At 73.1% G+C, this 16,928-nt stretch carries 15 protein-coding genes; 4 read left to right on the plus strand and 11 right to left on the minus strand.

The window, feature by feature from the left end:
* The first annotated feature begins 71 nt into the window (after positions 1 to 71).
* Positions 72 to 1,133 carry a homoserine kinase gene (locus KSE_RS17180; RefSeq protein WP_231873178.1) on the plus strand — a complete coding sequence of 354 codons (1,062 nt, stop codon included), beginning with the start codon at positions 72 to 74 and terminating at the stop codon, positions 1,131 to 1,133.
* Here KSE_RS17180 and KSE_RS38545 read toward each other — a convergent pair.
* The 8 genes from KSE_RS38545 to KSE_RS17220 form a co-directional block, all read right to left on the minus strand.
* A complete protein-coding gene (locus KSE_RS38545; RefSeq protein WP_014136593.1) occupies positions 1,123 to 2,331 on the minus strand; it encodes a DegT/DnrJ/EryC1/StrS family aminotransferase in 1,209 nt (402 codons plus the stop codon). The genes KSE_RS17180 and KSE_RS38545 overlap by 11 nt on opposite strands.
* Positions 2,332 to 2,363: 32 nt before the next feature.
* Positions 2,364 to 3,332: a phosphotransferase family protein gene (locus tag KSE_RS17190; RefSeq protein WP_033258415.1), complete on the minus strand. Its 969-nt coding sequence runs from the start codon at positions 3,330 to 3,332 to the stop codon at positions 2,364 to 2,366.
* Positions 3,319 to 4,287 carry a Gfo/Idh/MocA family protein gene (locus KSE_RS17195; protein ID WP_014136595.1) on the minus strand — a complete coding sequence of 323 codons (969 nt, stop codon included), beginning with the start codon at positions 4,285 to 4,287 and terminating at the stop codon, positions 3,319 to 3,321. Before KSE_RS17195 ends, KSE_RS17190 begins: the two co-directional genes overlap by 14 nt.
* A complete protein-coding gene (locus tag KSE_RS42845; RefSeq protein WP_014136596.1) occupies positions 4,284 to 4,916 on the minus strand; it encodes an AAA family ATPase in 633 nt (210 codons plus the stop codon). The genes KSE_RS17195 and KSE_RS42845 overlap by 4 nt, the downstream gene beginning before the upstream one ends.
* Positions 4,913 to 6,409, minus strand: a complete 1,497-nt coding sequence (locus KSE_RS17205; protein WP_033258416.1) for a glycosyltransferase — start codon at positions 6,407 to 6,409, stop codon at positions 4,913 to 4,915. The genes KSE_RS42845 and KSE_RS17205 overlap by 4 nt, the downstream gene beginning before the upstream one ends.
* 56 nt (positions 6,410 to 6,465) lie before the next feature.
* On the minus strand, positions 6,466 to 7,344 hold the full coding sequence (locus KSE_RS17210; RefSeq protein WP_014136598.1) for a glycosyltransferase family 8 protein: 879 nt from the start codon (positions 7,342 to 7,344) through the stop codon (positions 6,466 to 6,468).
* Positions 7,341 to 8,381, minus strand: coding sequence for a UDP-glucuronic acid decarboxylase family protein (locus tag KSE_RS17215; RefSeq protein WP_014136599.1), 1,041 nt, complete (start codon positions 8,379 to 8,381; stop codon positions 7,341 to 7,343). The genes KSE_RS17210 and KSE_RS17215 overlap by 4 nt, the downstream gene beginning before the upstream one ends.
* Positions 8,382 to 8,455: 74 nt before the next feature.
* A complete protein-coding gene (locus KSE_RS17220) occupies positions 8,456 to 8,662 on the minus strand; it encodes a hypothetical protein (protein ID WP_033258417.1) in 207 nt (68 codons plus the stop codon).
* 162 nt (positions 8,663 to 8,824) lie between these two features.
* On the opposite strand from KSE_RS17220, the gene KSE_RS17225 reads away from it, so the two are divergent.
* From KSE_RS17225 to KSE_RS17235, 3 genes are all read left to right on the plus strand, one after another.
* On the plus strand, positions 8,825 to 10,171 hold the full coding sequence (locus KSE_RS17225) for a hypothetical protein (RefSeq protein ID WP_014136601.1): 1,347 nt from the start codon (positions 8,825 to 8,827) through the stop codon (positions 10,169 to 10,171).
* Positions 10,172 to 10,202: 31 nt separating this feature from the next.
* On the plus strand, positions 10,203 to 10,817 hold the full coding sequence (locus tag KSE_RS17230) for a hypothetical protein (RefSeq protein WP_014136602.1): 615 nt from the start codon (positions 10,203 to 10,205) through the stop codon (positions 10,815 to 10,817).
* 328 nt (positions 10,818 to 11,145) lie between these two features.
* On the plus strand, positions 11,146 to 11,751 hold the full coding sequence (locus KSE_RS17235; RefSeq protein WP_231873179.1) for an HNH endonuclease: 606 nt from the start codon (positions 11,146 to 11,148) through the stop codon (positions 11,749 to 11,751).
* 242 nt (positions 11,752 to 11,993) lie between these two features.
* Here KSE_RS17235 and KSE_RS17240 read toward each other — a convergent pair whose 3' ends face one another.
* The 3 genes from KSE_RS17240 to KSE_RS17250 form a co-directional block, all read right to left on the minus strand.
* Positions 11,994 to 13,811, minus strand: a complete 1,818-nt coding sequence (locus KSE_RS17240; protein ID WP_014136604.1) for an SNF2 helicase-associated domain-containing protein — start codon at positions 13,809 to 13,811, stop codon at positions 11,994 to 11,996.
* A 125-nt stretch (positions 13,812 to 13,936) separates the two neighbouring features.
* Positions 13,937 to 15,772 (minus strand): vWA domain-containing protein, encoded by a 1,836-nt coding sequence (locus KSE_RS17245; RefSeq protein WP_014136605.1) that lies wholly within the window; start codon positions 15,770 to 15,772, stop codon positions 13,937 to 13,939.
* Positions 15,769 to 16,833, minus strand: coding sequence for an AAA family ATPase (locus KSE_RS17250; RefSeq protein ID WP_033258418.1), 1,065 nt, complete (start codon positions 16,831 to 16,833; stop codon positions 15,769 to 15,771). Before KSE_RS17250 ends, KSE_RS17245 begins: the two co-directional genes overlap by 4 nt.
* Positions 16,834 to 16,928 lie beyond the last annotated feature (95 nt).

Raw genomic sequence — 16,928 nt, forward strand, 5'->3', positions numbered from 1 at the left:
GACCCCGGGATCGAGTCGAGCGAACGTCGAACTGACCTCGCCGAGCCTCGCGCTCCGCTAGCCTGCATGGGGTGACGGAAGCGATGGACGACGCCTTGTGTGGCTCGCGCTACAGCGAGATCGAGGAGGACCTGGCGGTTCTCAGCGAGTCCTTCGGACTCGGTGAGGTCCGGGCGTGCCGCTTCCTGCCCAACGGCCTGATGAACGGCAACTGGCGGCTGGAGACGGCCGAGGGCGCGTTCGCGTTGAAGCGGATCATGGACGTGCCGCTGCCGCTCGCCCGCCGCAATCTCGCGGTCCTGTCGGAGCTGGCCGACGCCGGAGTCCCGGTCGGGCGGCCGATGGCCGCCTCCTCCGGCGAGACCGTGGTGGAGGTCGCGGGCCGCGGCTACTGCCTGATCCCCTGGCTGGAAGGCGGCCACCGGCCGGGGACGGAACTCACCCTGGACCAGGCCGGCGACCTCGGTGTCCTGCTCGGCCAGATCCACCGGAGCCTGAACGACGAGCGAACCGCCCACTTGTTGCCGCCAGCATCGGAGCCCCCGGCAGCCCCAGTCATCACCCCGTACTGGGCGCGTATCGAAGCGGACCGCTATCTCACGCGGATCGCCGCCCTGGAGTGCCCTACGGCCTTCGACACCGAGGCGGCCCAGGCGCTGGGCGAGCGCAAGGTGCTGCTCGACAAGTACGCCCACTTCCACCCCACCACCGAGGCAGCGGCCGGCCCGGCGGGTTGGACGCACGGTGACGTGCAGCACCGCAACGTCCTGTGGCGCGACGGCAAGATCGCCGGGGTGATCGACTGGGACCGCATCCGCGTACGCCCGTTCGGCGAGGAGGTCGCCCGCACCGCCACCGTGCAGTTCGGCGGTGAGGACGGCTACCTCGACCTGGAACGGACGTCCGCGTTCGTAGCCGGCTACCGGTCGGTGGTGCCGATCCCGGTGCCCGCGCTGGCGGACGCGGTGGAGCGGCTGTGGTGGAAGCGCATGTCGGACTACTGGCAGCTGGACTTCCACTACGACCGCGACGACCACTCCTGCGACCACCTGTTCCTGCCCGCCGAGCGGTTCCTGGCCTGGTGGACCGAGCGGCGCGAGGCGGTGCAGGAGGCGTTCGCGGCTATGCCGTGACCAGCGTGCGGACCAGAACGGCGGCGAGTGCCTCGGCGACCTGCTCCATGTAGTCCGGTGCCAGGATCTGCGGAACCTTGAGGACGATCATCTGCCGCATCGCCTTGTGGAAGTTGGGCAGCTCCTCGCGGGTCGGCGGCCGGTAGGGGCTGTGGGCCAGGTGCGGCCAGAAGCGGGCGGCCAGGTCGGGGTGCTGGAGGAGCGGGGCCTGGGTCCAGTCCTCGTACAGGGAGCCGACGGGGACGCCGGCGGCCTTGAACCGCTTGCTCAGTTCGACCGGGTCCGGTACGCGGACGTTGATCGTCAGCGGGGTGCCGTACCAGCCGCGGACGGACAGCTCGCCGATCTCGGGCCAGGCCAGGGGGACGTCGTACTCCTCCAGGGCCTTGCGGAGGGTGGCGAGGTTCTGTTCGGCGGCCAGCATCCGGTCGGGCAGCGACCGGAGCTGCTGGCGGGCGATGACGGCGGACAGGGCGGGCATGCGGTACTTGTAGGCGGCGCCGGTGGTGGCGAACGGCAGCAGGTCGGGGAGGGTGAGCTCGGCGGCGAGGCGGGCGGGGTGGTGGCCGAGGGTGAGGGCCCGCTCGTAGACCTGGCGGTCCGTGGTGGTGAGGATGCCGCCCTCGCCGCCGGAGACGGCCTTGGACTCCTGGAGGCTGAAGCATCCGGCCGCGCCCCAGGAGCCGACCGGCCGGCCCTGGTAGAGCGCTCCGTGGGCGTGCGAGCAGTCTTCGACGATCGGCAGGCCGGTGGCGGCGGCGAGCTGGTCCATGCGGGCGGGGACGCCCCAGGTGTGGGTGGCGAGGACCGCCGAACAGGCGCCGACGGCCTGGGTGATGGTGGCGGCGGCGATGTTCGGGCTGTCCGGCTCGATGTCGCAGAAGACGGGGTAGCTGCCCGCCTGGAAGACGGCGGTGAGGGCGGAGACCCAGGTCATCGGGGAGACGGCGACTCCGGCCTCGGGGCTGGCGCCGACCGCGTGGAGGGCGGCGTGCAGGGAGGCGGTGCCGGAGTTGAACGACAGCGCGTGGCGGGTGCCGGTGAGGCGGGCGAAGGCGGCTTCGAGGGCGTTGGTGGCCGGGCCGCGGTTGATCTCGGAGAGGTGGCCGTCGTCGAGGAGCTTGAGGACGGCGTCCTTCTCGGCCTGCCCGTACTTGGGCTCGCGGGGGAACGGGAGAGTGACGGCGGTGTCGTTCACGTGTGTCCTTCCGGGCGGAGTGCTCGGCGGGGTTACGGGCGGCGGCGCGCGGTGGACGCGGCATCGGGGGTGATGCGGGGTACGGCGGAGAGGTGGCCGTGGTCGAGGTCGTCGAGGTCGGCCTGGAGCTGCGCGGCCCGCAGCCGGACCATGTCCGTCTCCTCGCAGACGGCGTGGAAGTGCAGCAGCGAGTAGGCGATGCGCAGGCGGAACAGGACCAGCGGCAGCAGGCGGTCGGCGGGGATCGGGCCGTCGAAGTAGCCGCCGAACAGGGCCTCGGTGATCGGGGCCGGTTCGCGCAGTGACCAGCCGGCGAGTTCGGCCAGCGGGTCGCCGCCACGCGCGCTCTCCAGGTCGACGACGCCAGTGATCTGCCGATCGTCGGTGAACAGGTGCCGGCCGACCCAGTCGCCGTGCAGGAGCCGGGGCGGGCCTTCGGGCAGGCGGCTGGATCCGACATCGAGGATGAAGCGGGTGCGGTGCAGCAGCGCGGGCAGGTCGAGGCCGTCGATGCTCGGGGTGGTGCGGGGTGCGAGGCTGAGGAACCAGCCCTGGATGGTGGTGTGTTGGCCGATGCCGTAGCCGTCGAGCTGGCCGAAGCTGCCGACCTGGATGCTGTGCAGGCGCCGGAGCACCTCGCCTGCGAGGGCCGCCGCGTCCAGGTCCCGCGGCGTAAGCGGTTCGGCTTCGAGGGGGCGGCCGGGGCAGCGGGTCTCCACGCACGCTTCCCGGCTGTGCCAGAGGATCTCGGCGGCCGGGATGCCGGCTTCGCGGATGCGGGCCGAGGCCCACGCGGCGGTCGGGTAGCGGGAACGGCTGCCCGCGCGGCGGACTTTGACGACCAGTTCGTCACCGTCGTGGGTGGTGACCGCGAAAGGGAGGCTGTCCGTTCCAGCCTTGAGCGGGGTGAAGCGCGCTCCGGCGGCGTCGAAGCCCGCCGCGGTGAGCGCGTCGACCAGCAGCGGGTGCGGGCGGCTGATCACCGTGTCAGTGGAGGGCATCGGGCACCTCCGGCACGGGGACGGGGCGGCGGTGGGCGGCGGAGGCCAGGGCGGCGTCCAGCAGGGCGATGGAGGCGAGGTTGTCGGCGGCGGGCACCGGCAAAGTGCCGTCCTGGTGTAGGGCGTCGATCATGGCGGTGATGCACCGCTGGTAGGCCGGCGGCCCGGCCTGGGGCAAGTTCCGCGCCTGGTGGGGGTCCGGCGCCCAGCGGGCGGCGAAGCCCCGGCCCTCAACCCGCCAGTCGCCGTTCGCGTCGGTCCGCAGGGCCGGGTCGACGATGTAGCCGCCCCGGTAGGTGAACAGGGAGCCGTCGGCGAAGTGGACGGTGACCGTGGCGATCGAGCTGTGGGCCGCGAGGAAGCCGGTCGCTGTCTCGGTGCAGGTGACCTCGGTGGGCGGCGCGGTGATCAGCGCGCGGACCTGGTCGAAGGCGTGGACTGCGAGGTCTGTGGTGACGGGCAGGTGCTGGCCGGTGCGGAAACCCGGGCCGGTCAGGGTGACCAGGGTGTCGGCGGTGACGGCGAACGGCGCCCGGCCGCCGGAGCGGACCGTGTCGGCGAACGCGAGGAAGTCCGGGTCGGCACCCCGGTTGCGCATGACGGCCAGCAGCAGGCCACGCTCCTCGGCGAGGTGGACGAGGTCGAGGGCGTCGGGCAGGTTCAGGGCCAGCGGCTTCTCGGTCAGGACGTGCAGGCCCTGGGCTAGCGCCGACCGGCTGACCGGGTAGTGGAGTTCGGGCGGGGTGAGGTTGACGACGACATCGGCCGCGGCCCGGGCGAGCGCTTCGGGAAGCGTTGTGGCGAAGGCCGGGTTCAGCCCGTACCGGGCGACCAGCACCTGGGCGGCCTGCTGGTCGGGGTCGACGAGGGCGCTGATCTCGATGCGCCCGTCGGCGAGCAGGGAGCGGACCCAGCGGCTGGCGATGGCGCCGCAGCCGATGATCACGGCCTTCACGACGCCTCCTTGAGCGGGTGGGGGCTGGGGCGGTGCTGGGCGGCCTGGTGGCGGTGGACGTGGCCGAGAGCTTGTGCGGTGAGGTCGTCGAGTGAGCCGTCGGTGGCGTCGAGCAGGGCGACGGCCGGGGCGAGCGGGTGGGCGAGGTAGGCGTTGAAGTGCTCGCTGAAGTGCCGGTCGTAGAAGATCGTCGGCATGCCCTTGCGCAGGCGTGCCCGACGGGCGAGCACGTCCGGGTCGGCGGTGAGCACGATCGTCAGGTCGGGCATCGCCACCGGACGGCCGGTCACCAGGTGCCGGGCCTGGGCGTCGCAGTCGAAGCCATTCATCCGGCCGACGGCGTGGGCGTGAGCGAGGAGGGTGTCGACGGTGCGGTCGAGGATCACGTCCCGGCCCTCGGCGAGGGCCTGCCCGGCCAAGGTGAGCCGCAGGTCCTCGACGTCCAGGAACTCGGCGATGTTGGCCAACTGGTGCTCGGCTGTGAACGGCTCGGGGGCCGGCAGCCGGGTGGGGTCGGGGCTGGCGTGGTAGTAGCAGGGGATGACGACGGGCCTGTCGAGGTGGGGTGCGAGTTGGGCGGCCAGCGTGGTCTTGCCGACGCAGCTGACGCCCTCGATGCCGAGGATCACGCGAACTCCCTGTCCGTGGTGGTGGAGGGGACGGTGCGGCGGTTGCTCTTGGGAGCGAGCGCGGTGTGCCGGGTGCCGCTGACCGCCCAGCGGCCGAGCGCGGTCAGCGGGCCGACGCTCTTGAGCAGGAGCCCAGCCAGCGTCTCCGCACTCCGTACCGCTGTCGCCCGGACCGTGAGGGGTTGGCCCTCGGCCACGGCGAGAGCGCGGACCGGTGCGACGGCGGAAGCCCAGAGTGCGGTCGCGGCCGCCGCCCGGACCGGCAGGCGCGTGCGCGGATCGAGCGCGAGCGCCAGGCAGAGCGCGGTGGCGGGCGAGACCAGCAGCCACGCCATGCCCCGGTAGGCGCCGATGGTCAGGGCCATCGCGTGGTCGCGGCTGCTGCCGTGACCTTCGGCGTGCCAGCAGGCCGCGCACTTCGGGTAGTCGAGGTAGCTCTGGAACCAGCGCTCACTCTGGGCCAGCAGCTCGCGCAGGTACTCGGCCGCCGGCACGGTGGTAGTGAAGGGCAGACTGTCCACCGGGATGCCGTCCAGGGTGAGCCGGTAGCCGAAGGCGACGTCGTCGAGCACCGTGAAGGTCGGCAGGCCGCCGACCTTCCGAAAAACGTCCGTGCGAACGAGGAGGCCATGGCCGACGGTCTGGGCCAGCCCCGGCAGGCCGGGGCCGGTGTGCGGGCAGCGGGCGGTGTCGGCCTGCTGGCGGAGGTTGGGGATCTCTCGTCGCACTGTCCACAGGGTCTGGGCCCGGGCGGCGCCCCGGCACAGGCTCCGCTCCCACCAGGCGCCGGCGGCACCCTGGGTGGCGAAGCGGGCCGACTGCTGAACGACGCACGGGAGTTCACCGTCGGCGGCCCGGCGGCGGGCCAGGAACTCGGCGGTCCGCTCCAGCAGCTCGCGGCTCGGGCGGGAGTCCACGTCGTAGACCGCGATGTACTCCTGCTCGGCGTCGGCGATGGCGAGTTGTTCGACGGCGGCGTTGACCTGCGCCGCCTTGCGCCCGTCGCCCCGGTAGTGGACGTGCCGGACCAGCGGGTCGGCCTGCGGCAGCCGTGCGAGTTCCGCCGTGACGATGTCCGCCGTGGTGGGGAAGCCGGACAGCATCTCGGCCGCCACGGCATCGGTCAGTGTGCCCTCACCGGTGCCGGTCAGGGCCTTGCCGAGGGCGGCCAGCTCGTCGCCGGTCAGCTGCGGGAAGCGCTCCACCGTGAGGTCGGCCGCCGTAGCCCCCGCGAGCAGGGTGGCCAGGTGCTGGCGCTCGGCCTCCTCTCGGGCTGTGGTCACCAGGGTCAGCGTCGAGCCGGGGAAGTCGCGCAGGAGCGGGACGAACCAGGCCAGAGCGGCGGTGATCTGCTGTTGCTCCCGCAGCACCGGAATAACGACGTGCAGCACCATCGGCTCCACCGCCCTCCGGTTCCCGGTCCGCACGGGCTGGTCGGCCCAGGCCAGCGTCCGGCGGATGTGCCGCAGTCCGTTGACGTTGCGCGCGGCCACAGCGGCGGCGATCCACCAGGTGGCACTCCACCGCAGCGGCTTGAGCCCTCGCGTGTTCACTCGGCACCGACTTCGGCGACGTAGTTGTGGAACAGGCGGTAGGTGTCACGGAGTTCGCCGACCGGATAGGTGTCCTGCCAGGGCTTGTCGGGGCCGGCGAAGTGGACGAGGGCTGCGGTCTTCTCGTCCTCCAGGAGCTGGGCGAGCGGGCTGTCGGCCTCGGCGTAGTGAATGAAGCCGGCCTGGGTGGCCTGCGGCGACATGGCGAAGGTGTTCCAACGCCGGTCCAGTCGATGCCAGTTGTCGCCGATGGCCCAGTTCAGGGCGTCCTGGTCCCAGAAGCGGACCTTGTCGGGGTGTTCGGCGAGGAACTGCCGGGAGCGATCGAAGACGCCGAGCCGCTGGCAGCGCTCGAGGTCGATGAGCATGACGCCGCTGTTGAAGTAGTCCCGGCCGTACGGGACGCCGAGCTTCTCCCAGCCGGGCAGTTGGATGCCGCGGCCGATGACCGGGTTCTGCGGGTCGCGCACCGCGCCGACCGGGCGCCCGTCGAGGGACTGCCGAAGCAGCGGGCGGAGGTCGCCGAGCACCAGGGTGTCGGCGTCCAGGTACAGCACCCGGTGCTCGTCGGGGATGACCTCCGGGATGGCCAGGCGCACATACACCGCGCCGCTGACCCAGTCGGAGACCGGGTAGCGCGGGTCAGTCAGCGGCGCGGGCCGCAACTCGGTGGCCAGTCCGATGCGGTCGGCGTCGCGCAGGATCGCCTTCCGGTTGGCGTCGCTGATCTGCTGGTCCAGGACGATCAGGCGGAGCTCACCGACCGTGCCAGGGTGGGCTGCGGCGATCGAGCGCATCAGCGTCCGCAGCGGGCGGGCGTATCCGTCGTCGACCCCGCACACGATCGGCTGCAGGGGCCTGGAGGTGGTGCTCACGAGGCACTCCCTCCGGCGGCCACGGTCTGGGCGGGGAAGTGCTTCTCGGCCCAGTCGAGGGTCTGGCGCAGGCCGTCGCGCAGGTGCGTGGTGGGCTCCCAGTCGAGGTGGGCGCGGGCGGCGGTGATGTCGGGGCAGCGGCGCTTGGGGTCGTCGGCGGGCAGCGGGACGAAGGTGATGGCGGAGGCGGAGCCGGTCATCGTCCGGATCTCCTCGGCGAGTTGGAGCATCGTGATCTCGTGCGGGTTACCGATGTTCACCGGACCGGCGTACTCGGCGGCGGTGGTGGCGAGCAGGCCCTCGACGGTGTCGGCCACGAAGCACAGGGACCGGGTCTGGCCGCCGTCGCCGGCCACAGTGATCGGCTCTCCGGCCAGCGCCTGCTGAATGAAGGCGGGCACCGCGCGGCCGTCGTCGGCGCGCATCCGCGGACCGTAGGTGTTGAAGATCCGCACGATGCGGGTGCGGGTGCCGCCGGTGCGGTGGAAGCAGGAGGTCAGGGCCTCGGCGTACCGCTTGGCCTCGTCGTAGACGCTGCGCGGGCCGATGGGGTTGACGTTGCCCCAGTACTGCTCGGGCTGCGGGTGGACGAGCGGGTCGCCGTACACCTCGGAGGTCGAAGCCAGCAGGAACCGGGCCCGCTTGGCCTCGGCCATCTCCAGGGCGTTGAGCGTGCCGATCGCGCCGACCTTCAGGGTGGCCAGCGGGTGACGGGCGTAGTCCAGCGGCGAGGCGGGCGAGGCGAGGTGGAAGACGAAGTCCACCGGACCGGCCACCGTGAAGGGCCGGGTCACGTCGTCGGCCTGGAAACGGAAGCCGTCGGCCGAGCGCAGGTGCGAGAGGTTGTCGAGGCGGCCGGTCAGCAGGTTGTCGATGCCGATCACGTTCGCGCCGAGGTCCAGCAGCCGCTCGCACAGGTGCGAGCCGATGAAGCCGGCGGCGCCGGTGACGACGGCGGTGCGGCGGGCGAAGGCATCAGGTGCGGCGGCGGCCGCCGGACCCTTCGGGCGAGGCTGTTGTGCCTGCAGGCGTTGCACGGTGCTTGTCCTCCAAGTCGCTTGGTGGGCAGCGGGGTTCGCGACGACCGTTGCGGCGGCGCGGGGCCCGGGCCTCAGGCGGTCGTGTCGTGGTCGGGAAGGGCCTGTGCGGGCGGTGCCGCGACCGGGTGATCGGCGCTCAACTGGTGATCGGCGGCGACCCCGAGCAATGCGAGCGTGACGAGGTGGCCCAGGCCCCACAGCACGGTGAGCGCTGTCCCCACCGGGTCGCGGTGATCGCCGCGGTGCCTGCCGTGATGGGGTCTCTCGACTGCCTCCATGGCTCCTCCCATCGTCGTCTTCCGGGGCCGGGCGGCCGGTACAGCGTCGCCGCGCCGCAGCGCAACTCGGAACGTTTCTGGGGGGTTTCTCCTTGATGCGGCCCGAGCCACAGCGGGTAGCAGTACGCTCACCAACAGGGCATGAATCGCTGGGGGGTTGAGATGAGCTCAGACGTTCTGGCAGTCCACCCGCTCACCCACCTGATGCGGTTACGCGGCTGGGGAAAGATCCAGTTCGCGCGCATGATGCGTGACCACGGCACCGCGCTGAAGATCCACCTGGCGACCAACCGGACGTTGGTGTGGAAGTGGGAGCAGGGCCAGGAACCCGAGCCTGACGCGCAGTACGTTCTGGCCAACCTCCTCGGCGTCAATCCCCGTACTCTGGTTGCCAATCCGTGGCCAGGGTGGCTCCCCGTCTGGGAGGTGACGGGCATCACGGCGCCGTGGACAAAGGCCGGTACCGTGGACGTACTGGTGGAACTGGTCAGGAGTGGTCATATGGATCGGCGGGGCTTTCTCACCATCACCGGGGCCGCGATGGCCACTGTCGCCGCGAGTTGGGCTTCCGCCTCACCGGCGTTCGCCTCCGCCCTGAACGGCGACCAGGTGACCGATGCCATGGTCGACACCCTCGAATCCCGGGTCGGCACCCTCCAGAGCCTGGACGCGCAGATGGGCGGCGCCCGCCTCATCGAGCAGGCCCGCGGCGACCTCGCCATCATCACTACCTTGCTCAAGCAGGGCCGCCACACGGACGCCGTCGAAGCCCGTCTGCTCGGGCTGGCCGCCCAGGTCAACTACATCGCCGGGTGGATGGCCTACGACAGCGGGCTCCGCTCCGCCGGCCAGCAGTACTACCTCGGCGCTCTTCGCGCTGCGAAGACCATCGGCGACGACGCGCTCGGAGGCTTCCTGCTCGCCGAGATGGGCGTGCACCTCTCCGACGCCGGCAACCCCGCCGAGCGCGTCGCCCAGGTCGAGACCGCGCTCGCCAACACCCCCGCGACGATGCAGCCCGGCGTCCGCAGCTACCTCGAACTCCACCACGCCGAGAGCCTGTCCCGCGACGGGCAGCACCAGAAGGCCGGCTCCGCCCTCAACCGCGCCCACGACCTGTGGGCCCGCAACGGCGGCGACCGACTCCCGAGCTGGCTCTCCTGGTACGGCGACGCCCAACTCAGCTCCACCGAAGGCAAGATCATGCTCCGCGCGGGCCAGGTCGACCGTGCCACCAGCGCCCTCGCTTCCTCCATCGACCACGCGGTCCCCCGCGACCAGGCCGTCCGCGCCGGACGCCTCGCCACCGCCCGCCTCGCCGGCAAGGACCTCGACGGCGCCCTCGACGCCGCCAACCGCGGCCTCGGCCTCCTCGAAACCCAGGTCCACTCCGTACGCGCCGTCAACCGCCTCACCAAGTTCGACGGCTACCTCAAGCCGCACCGCGCCGAACCCGCCGTGGCCGACTTCCACGAACGTCTGCGCGCGCTGCCCGCCATGGCAGCCTGAGCACCGACCGAGCCGGAGAGAGAGCCCACCCATGGGCGAGCGAGCCGTAGCGTACGTGCGCAGTCTGGGCATCAGCGACGAACAGGCCGAGCGGGTTTTCCTCCTGCTCGCCCAGCGCACCCAGTACGACGATCCCAAGGACTCCCGGGACACCCCCATGGGAATCCTGCTGAACGCGGTCGACGTCCCGCGCTTCGCCGCACACCTCGGGCTGCTGTCCGAGGAATTCTGCCAGCAGCTACGCGGCCTCAAGCAGCTCGTCAGAATGGACGTCCTCGAGCACAGGGACGGAAGCTGGGAGATCGTCTACGGGCCCTCGTACACCGACCACGCGCCGCGCGCACCCCGCGCGGCGACCGTCACCGACCAGAACGTCTGCGGAATCCACGCCTTCTTCATGCCCGGCTGGGACAAGTACAGCACTTGGGGCCGCGACCAGATGATGGGCTGCCTGTACGCCCAGATCATCCACAACAACGACGACCAGGACGCCGAACCCCGGATCTGGATCACCCCGCCCAGGTACGCCCCGCAGACGATCGACGAGCTTGCTCGGCATGTCACCGACGCTCTCAACCCGTACCAGGCCGTCCCGCTGCCGGTGGACCTCGTCAAGAAGTGGCTGACCGAGGAGCCTCTGGGTTAGCAAGCCCGGCCTGCGAGCAGTGCCGAGAAGAGGACCGCTGTCCTGGGTCGGACGCAGGAGCGACCCGGATCGGCGGCACGGCACGCGCCACTAACGTTCGTGGCATGCACCATGTCCACCGCTTCTCATTCTCACTGGATAGCCAGGACGCCCACACCTGTCAGTAGCTCCCAGTACATTCCCCTTGGCTATCCGTCACATCTGGGAGGGGCAAGGACTGATGGACAGGAAACCGCGCCGCAGTTACGGAAACGCTACTCTCGCTGGCCTCATGACCTTGGCCCGCGGCTGCTGCTACGCACCCGAGTGCGACATCCCCACCATCCGCATGATCAACGCCATCCCCGTCTTCAACTTGGAGATCGCACACATCCGAGCCTTCGAGGAAGGCGGTAAGCGCTACGACCCCACCTGGTCGATCGAGGAGCGCAACAGCTTCGCCAACCTGATCCTGCTGTGCTCCGCGCACCACAAGGTGGTCGACGGAGCCAACAGCGACAAGTACCCGATCAGCGTCCTGGAGAAGTGGAAGGCGGCTCGCGAGGCCGATGGCCTGGACGCTCTGGCGGGTCTGAGCAACGTCACCGAGAGCAAGCTCAGCGAGATGATCGCCACCGCTCAAAGCGAACTGCTCGACCGCGTCGGGCCCGCCTTGGAGGAGTTCGGCAAGACCGCCCCCGAGCTGGCGGCCCTTCTCAAGCTCCTCCTCGCCGAGCTGGCGGACCCCCGCGTCCACGGCTTCGGACTTCCCGAGGAACTGGTCCGGATGCTGTACAGCAGCTCACGAACCTTCGCTGGCCTGGAGGGCACCGCCAAAGAACTGACCGTGGCCGCCAACCGGCTCGGCAACATCGAGGGCCTGGCGATCAAACTCAAGCAAGCCGCGAACGCGGCCAACACAGCCGCAAGCAGGCTGGCCGACGCACGCTACTGAAGCAACACCCGGCCACAGTGAGGCGGGCAAGGACCCCTGCAGCACAACGTGGCGAACACGGCCGCTGCGTTGTGGTGCGCCACACCAGCGTCGGGGCCGGCGAGACGGCACCGGTGCCGGAGATGCCGGCACGCCAACTCGACTCAGGGCTGTGTCCGAGCCCACCCGAAGGGCGAGGGCGTTCATCACATGATCCGCATCACATCTTGCGCTCCTCGTGCACCAATAAAAGCGACACCGGGTCAGCTAGCCTGTGCTAGCGAGGTTTTGCCGCGTTCGCCCGGCCAATGCGACACGACTGTGCGGGACACGGGGTTTGTCGGAACAACGTCGGCCAGGACGGCGCCGAGGCCAAGCCGGCCCAGGGCGTCCAGCCAGGCCAGTCCGCGTTCCTGGTAGGGGCGGAGGGTGCCGGTGAAGCCGGGCGGGGGCGGGGTGCGGCGGGCGCCGGGGAGGCGGCCGAGGCGGCCGGCCAGCAGGTCGCCGAGCGGGCCGTCGGCGTGCACGGCGGTGACCGGGAGGCCGTCGACCACGGCGCCGTCGGTGGCGGCGAGGCGGAGCAGCGCGGCGGCGTCCAGCGCCGGGTCGTCACGGCGGGCGGCGAGGAAGCGCAGGGCGGCGGCGAGCTGCCCGGCGTCCACCTCGATCCACTGGCCGCGGAACCGGACCAGGCCCGCCTGGGCGGCCGCGATCTCCGCCAACTCGGCCGCGCTGAGCGGCTGTTCGCCGATCGCGAGCTGCCAGCGGAAGTCCAGCACGGCGTCCCGGTCGGCCTGCGCGGCGCGGCGGACCGAGCCGGGGGCGGGGGCGGTGCGGCCGGTGGCGGCGAGGCCGAGCCGGGGGCGGCGCTGCCACCAGGCGGGCAGCAGGACGCCGTGCCCGGCGGCGGCGAGCGCGGGGGCGGTGTCGCGCAGGAAGGCGAGCGCGCCGGCCCGGTCGAGGTCGAGCCCGGTGGGGCGGGTGCGGTGCAGGGCGGCCCGCAGGGCGGGGAACAGCCGGGCGGCGCGGTCGAGTTCGGCCAGGTAGGCGGCGGCGGGGTCGGTGACCGTCCGGGCCAGGGCGGCGGACCCGGGCCCGGTGGACCAGAGTTCGGCGGCGGGCAGCAGCAGCGAGGGCCGGTCGGCCGGGCCGAGCAGCACGTCGAGCCGCCAGGTCTCGGCCACGGCGGTGGCGTCCGGGTCGTCGGCGGCGGTGCCGAGCGGCTCGGTCAGCCGGAAGGCGAGCCGGACCGCTCCGGCCGGGGCGGTGCCGGCCGTGCCGGCGGCGAGCCGGGCGAGCAGCGCGGGCTCGGGCGGGGCGGGCAGCCGGGCGTCCGGGCCGCGCAGCGCGGCGAGCCAGGCCGGGGCGGTGGCGGGCGGCGGCGGGGCGTCGGCCAGCGCGGTGCGGGTCTCGTGGTCGGTGAGCGCGTCCAGCACGGTGGCGAACAGGGCGCCCGCGGTGGGCTCGTACCCCTGCTCGGCGCGGGCGGCCGGCGGGCAGCCGGCCGCCAGCGCGAGCGCCTCCCGGTGCGCGGACGGGTCGTGCGCGGGCCGCCAGCGGGCCGCCCAGCCGGCGGGCTCCGGCACCAGCGCGGGCAGCACCCGGCCGCGCCCGGCCAGCCGCCAGGCCAGGTCGTGCACGCCGGTCAGCCAGCGCAGCGACGCCCCGTACGCGAGCTCGGCCGTCCGGCCGTCCGGCAGGTCGACGGTGGTGCCGGGCCAGTACGGGTCGAACAGCTCGCCGAGCAGTTGCGCGGCCTCCGCCAGGCCGAACAGCAACGCGGGCACCCGCCAGGGCCGCAGCGCCTGGCCCTTCGCGGTGGAGCCCACCGGCAGGTCGGGCGAGGGCGTCGGCCGGGCGCCGAGCGTCGGCAGCCGCAGCGTCAGCCACCGCTCGTCGCCCCGCTCGGCCAGCCAGGCCGGGCCGGGCCCGACCGCGGCGAGCAGCTGCGCCACCCGCGCCGCCGGGCAGGCGAACGGGTGCCGCGCGCCCTCCACCGCCCGGCCGCGGAACGCCTCGGCGTCCTCCGCCCACACGCCGAGCCGCGCGTCGGCCCGCCACTGGGCGTGCAGGACGTACATCGGACCTCCGGGCGGGGGTGGGACGGTGCGGGGGCCTTCCAGGGTAGGTCGGCCCGCCGACAGGCCCGGGCCGGGCGGGCGGCGCGGGGCCGCCGGCAGGCCCTGCGCGCTCCTCGGCCGGGCCCTCAGCTGACGTGGAACACCGGTCCGCGCGGGGTGAACGGCAGGGTCGCGCCGCGCGGGACGAGGTAGGCGTGTTCGCGGTGGGGGACGCGCAGGTGGTCGCAGTAGGTGTCGGTGATGACCAGCAGCGGCGCGGCGGCGGGGAAGTCGGGGGCGCGGGCGAGCAGGTCGACGCCGGGTTGCAGGACGGTGCCGCCGCGGCCGCGGACCCGGACCCGGCCGGCGAGTTCGGCGACCGGCAGGTAGCCGGCGTCGTGCGGCGCGGCGTCGCAGAAGACGACCCGGGCGGCGGGGACGTCGCGGGCGGCGGCGTAGGAGGCGATCGCACCGAGCGCCTTGCCGAGCAGGACGCGGTCCATCGAGCCGGAGGTGTCGAGCAGCACGCCGAAGGTGTGGCGCGGGGTCTCCTCGTACGGGTGGTGCCGGCCGGCCCGCGGGATGTCGGGGCTGGCGGACTGGCGGCGGGAGGGGCGGGCGTAGGAGCGCAGCGGTTCGGGGCGGGGGACGTGCTCGTCGAACCAGCGGGCGAGCCGGGCGTCCCAGGACAGCGGGGGCTGGGAGAGGGCGCGGATCTCCTCGACCAGGCCGGCCGGGAGCCGGCCGCGGTCGCGGACGTGCAGGTCGAAGCCCTGCTGGAGGCCGCGCCGGTAGAAGTCGTCGAGGTCGACGTAGCCGCGGGAGCCGTCGCGGGGCAGCGGTTCGCCGAGGATGTCGCCGAGGCCCTTGCCGCGCAGGGTGGCGAGGCGGCGCAGGCGGCGCTGGTCGCGGGCGATCCGGTCGTAGACCTCCTCGGCGGAGAGGCCGCGCAGGTCGGGGTCGTGCAGCAGCCCCTCGGGCATCTCGCCGACGCCCATCTCCAGCAGCCAGCCGTTGGTGACGTAGTCGGCGGCGACGTTGAAGAGGTACGGGTCGCGGCCGCCGGCCCGGTCGCCGTGGCGGAGGGCGGCGTGCAGCATCTCGTGGGCCAGGACGAAGCGCCACTCCTCGTCGGTGTGGTGGCGCAGCGGGTTGAGGTAGATCTCGCCGGCCGCGGCGTTGACGGCGGCGACGGTGATGCCGTGGGCGCGGGCGAGTTCGGCGTCGGCGACGAGGGTGAGTCCGGCGGCGAGGCCGCCGAGCAGGGGGTAGCTGGAGACGAACCAGCCGAGGGCGCGCTCCCAGGGGCGCTGCGGGAGACGGGCGCCGCCGAGGGTCTCGCGGCGGCCGGCCGCGACGTCCATGGCGGCGGAGACGGTGCGGGTGAGGGCGTGGGCGAAGGCGAGCGTCCAGTCCTCGGGGTCCTCGGTGGCGGTCCACGGTTCGAGGCGCTGGTCGGGGCGGTCGCCGCCGGTGCCGTGGGTCCGGTGGGCGGGCGGGACGCCGTCGCGGCGCCAGCGGGCGGCGAGCTCCTCCTCGTCGCCGCCGGGCCAGCCGGGGGGCAGGTCGCCGGGGGCGCGGCCGATCGGGAAGGTGTGCAGGAAGCGGTCGACGACGGCGCAGCGGGCGGCGAGGTCGGCCTCGTCGGGTTGGGCGCGGGGGCCGCGCCGGGCCGGGAGGTGGCCGAAGCCGAGGTGCAGCAGGGCGTGGGCGAGGGCGCGGGCCCACTCCTCGGGTTCGGCGCGGCGCCGCCGGTTGTGGTGCAGGGTGCCGTCCGAGTCGGCGACCACCCAGCCGGTGGCGGGGTGCAGCGGGCAGTCGTCGTCCTCCCGCGCGCAGAGCCGGGCGGGGACGGCGGCGAGCGCCGGGTTGCCGCGCACCCGGGCCAGCCCCTCGGCGAACGCGGCCTTGACCGGGTCGACCCGCTCGGGCCCGGCCCCCGCGCCGTTCTTGGCCCCCGCGCCGGGGCGGCGGCCGCTCACCGGCGGGCCTCGACCAGCCGGGGCAGGTCGCGGGCCGCCTCGATCAGGAACCAGGACGGCAGCACCGGGTTGCCGTCGGGCCCGTCGGCGATCACGGTCTGGGCGACCTCGACGGAGATCTCGGCGAGCTGCACCAGCAGCGACTTGGAGCGGTACGCGTGCTGCCGCACGGTCGGCGAGGCGTGCTCCTTGCGGGCGGGCAGCTCCTTGACCAGCCGGCCGCGGAACGAGTCGGCGAGGTAGTAGAGCAGGTCGCGGTCCTCGATCCGGTGCGGCCAGGAGGCGTCGCCCTTCATGATCGCCTCCAGCCCGTACGCGTTGCGGACGATCTTGGCGTAGCCGCAGAAGGCGACGGCGTGGGCGGGGCTGAGCAGGCCGTGCGCGAGCACCTTGAGGGTGCCCTCGTCGAGGCCGGGGCCGAAGGAGTGCAGCGTGTCGGAGAGCATGTGCCAGGCGCGCGGGGTGGAGAACGGCTCCTCGGTCTTCGGCGGGGCGGACCACAGGTGGTCGGGCCGGTCGGTGAGGTGGTCGAGGATCCACGGGTGGACGCCGTGCCCGGCGGCCCAGCCGAGCCTGTCGTCGGCACTGGCCCGCAGGTGGACGTGGACCAGCCGGTTGAGCAGCGCGGACGGCATCGGGCGGGCCAGCGCGCCGTCGGTGGCGCGGTTGCCGGCGCCGATCACGATCGAGCCGGGCGGCAGCTCGTAGCCGCCGATCCGGCGGTCCAGGATCAGCGAGTAGAACGCCTTCTGGACGTCCGGCGAGGCCGCGTTCAGCTCGTCCAGGAACAGGCAGTACGGCCGGTCGCGGGCGATGGACTCGGGCGGGCAGAACCGGGAGCGGCCCTCGGGGGTGATCTGCGGGACGCCGATCAGGTCCTCGGGGGCGAGCTGGGTGCCGAGCAGCGAGACGCACTCCAGGCCGAGCGACTCGGCGAACTGGTTGACCAGCGAGGACTTGCCGATGCCCGGCGCGCCCCAGAGGAACACCGGCCGGACGGTGGCGAGGCCGAGCAGCAGCTCGGGGACCTGGGACGGCGACACGGTGACGGCAGACTGCACAACTCTCCCGGGACGGGGTGGGGTTCGGGGTTCCGGCGGCCAGTGTGAACCGGCGGACGGGCGGGCGCACCCGGTTTTCCGGGCGACGGCGCGGG

It is taken from the genome of Kitasatospora setae KM-6054 (assembly GCF_000269985.1).
GTDB classification, from domain to species: Bacteria; Actinomycetota; Actinomycetes; order Streptomycetales; family Streptomycetaceae; genus Kitasatospora; species Kitasatospora setae.

Bases quoted from the DNA above. Each gene is read 5' to 3' on its own strand.
- KSE_RS17240 (WP_014136604.1), bottom strand. From the start codon at position 13,811: ATGTACGTCCTGCACGCCCAGTGGCGGGCCGACGCGCGGCTCGGCGTG.
- KSE_RS17235 (WP_231873179.1), top strand. From the start codon at position 11,146: ATGATCAACGCCATCCCCGTCTTCAACTTGGAGATCGCACACATCCGA.
- KSE_RS17230 (WP_014136602.1), top strand. From the start codon at position 10,203: ATGGGCGAGCGAGCCGTAGCGTACGTGCGCAGTCTGGGCATCAGCGAC.
- KSE_RS17190 (WP_033258415.1), bottom strand. From the start codon at position 3,332: ATGCCCTCCACTGACACGGTGATCAGCCGCCCGCACCCGCTGCTGGTC.
- KSE_RS17225 (WP_014136601.1), top strand. From the start codon at position 8,825: ATGAGCTCAGACGTTCTGGCAGTCCACCCGCTCACCCACCTGATGCGG.
- KSE_RS17220 (WP_033258417.1), bottom strand. From the start codon at position 8,662: ATGGAGGCAGTCGAGAGACCCCATCACGGCAGGCACCGCGGCGATCAC.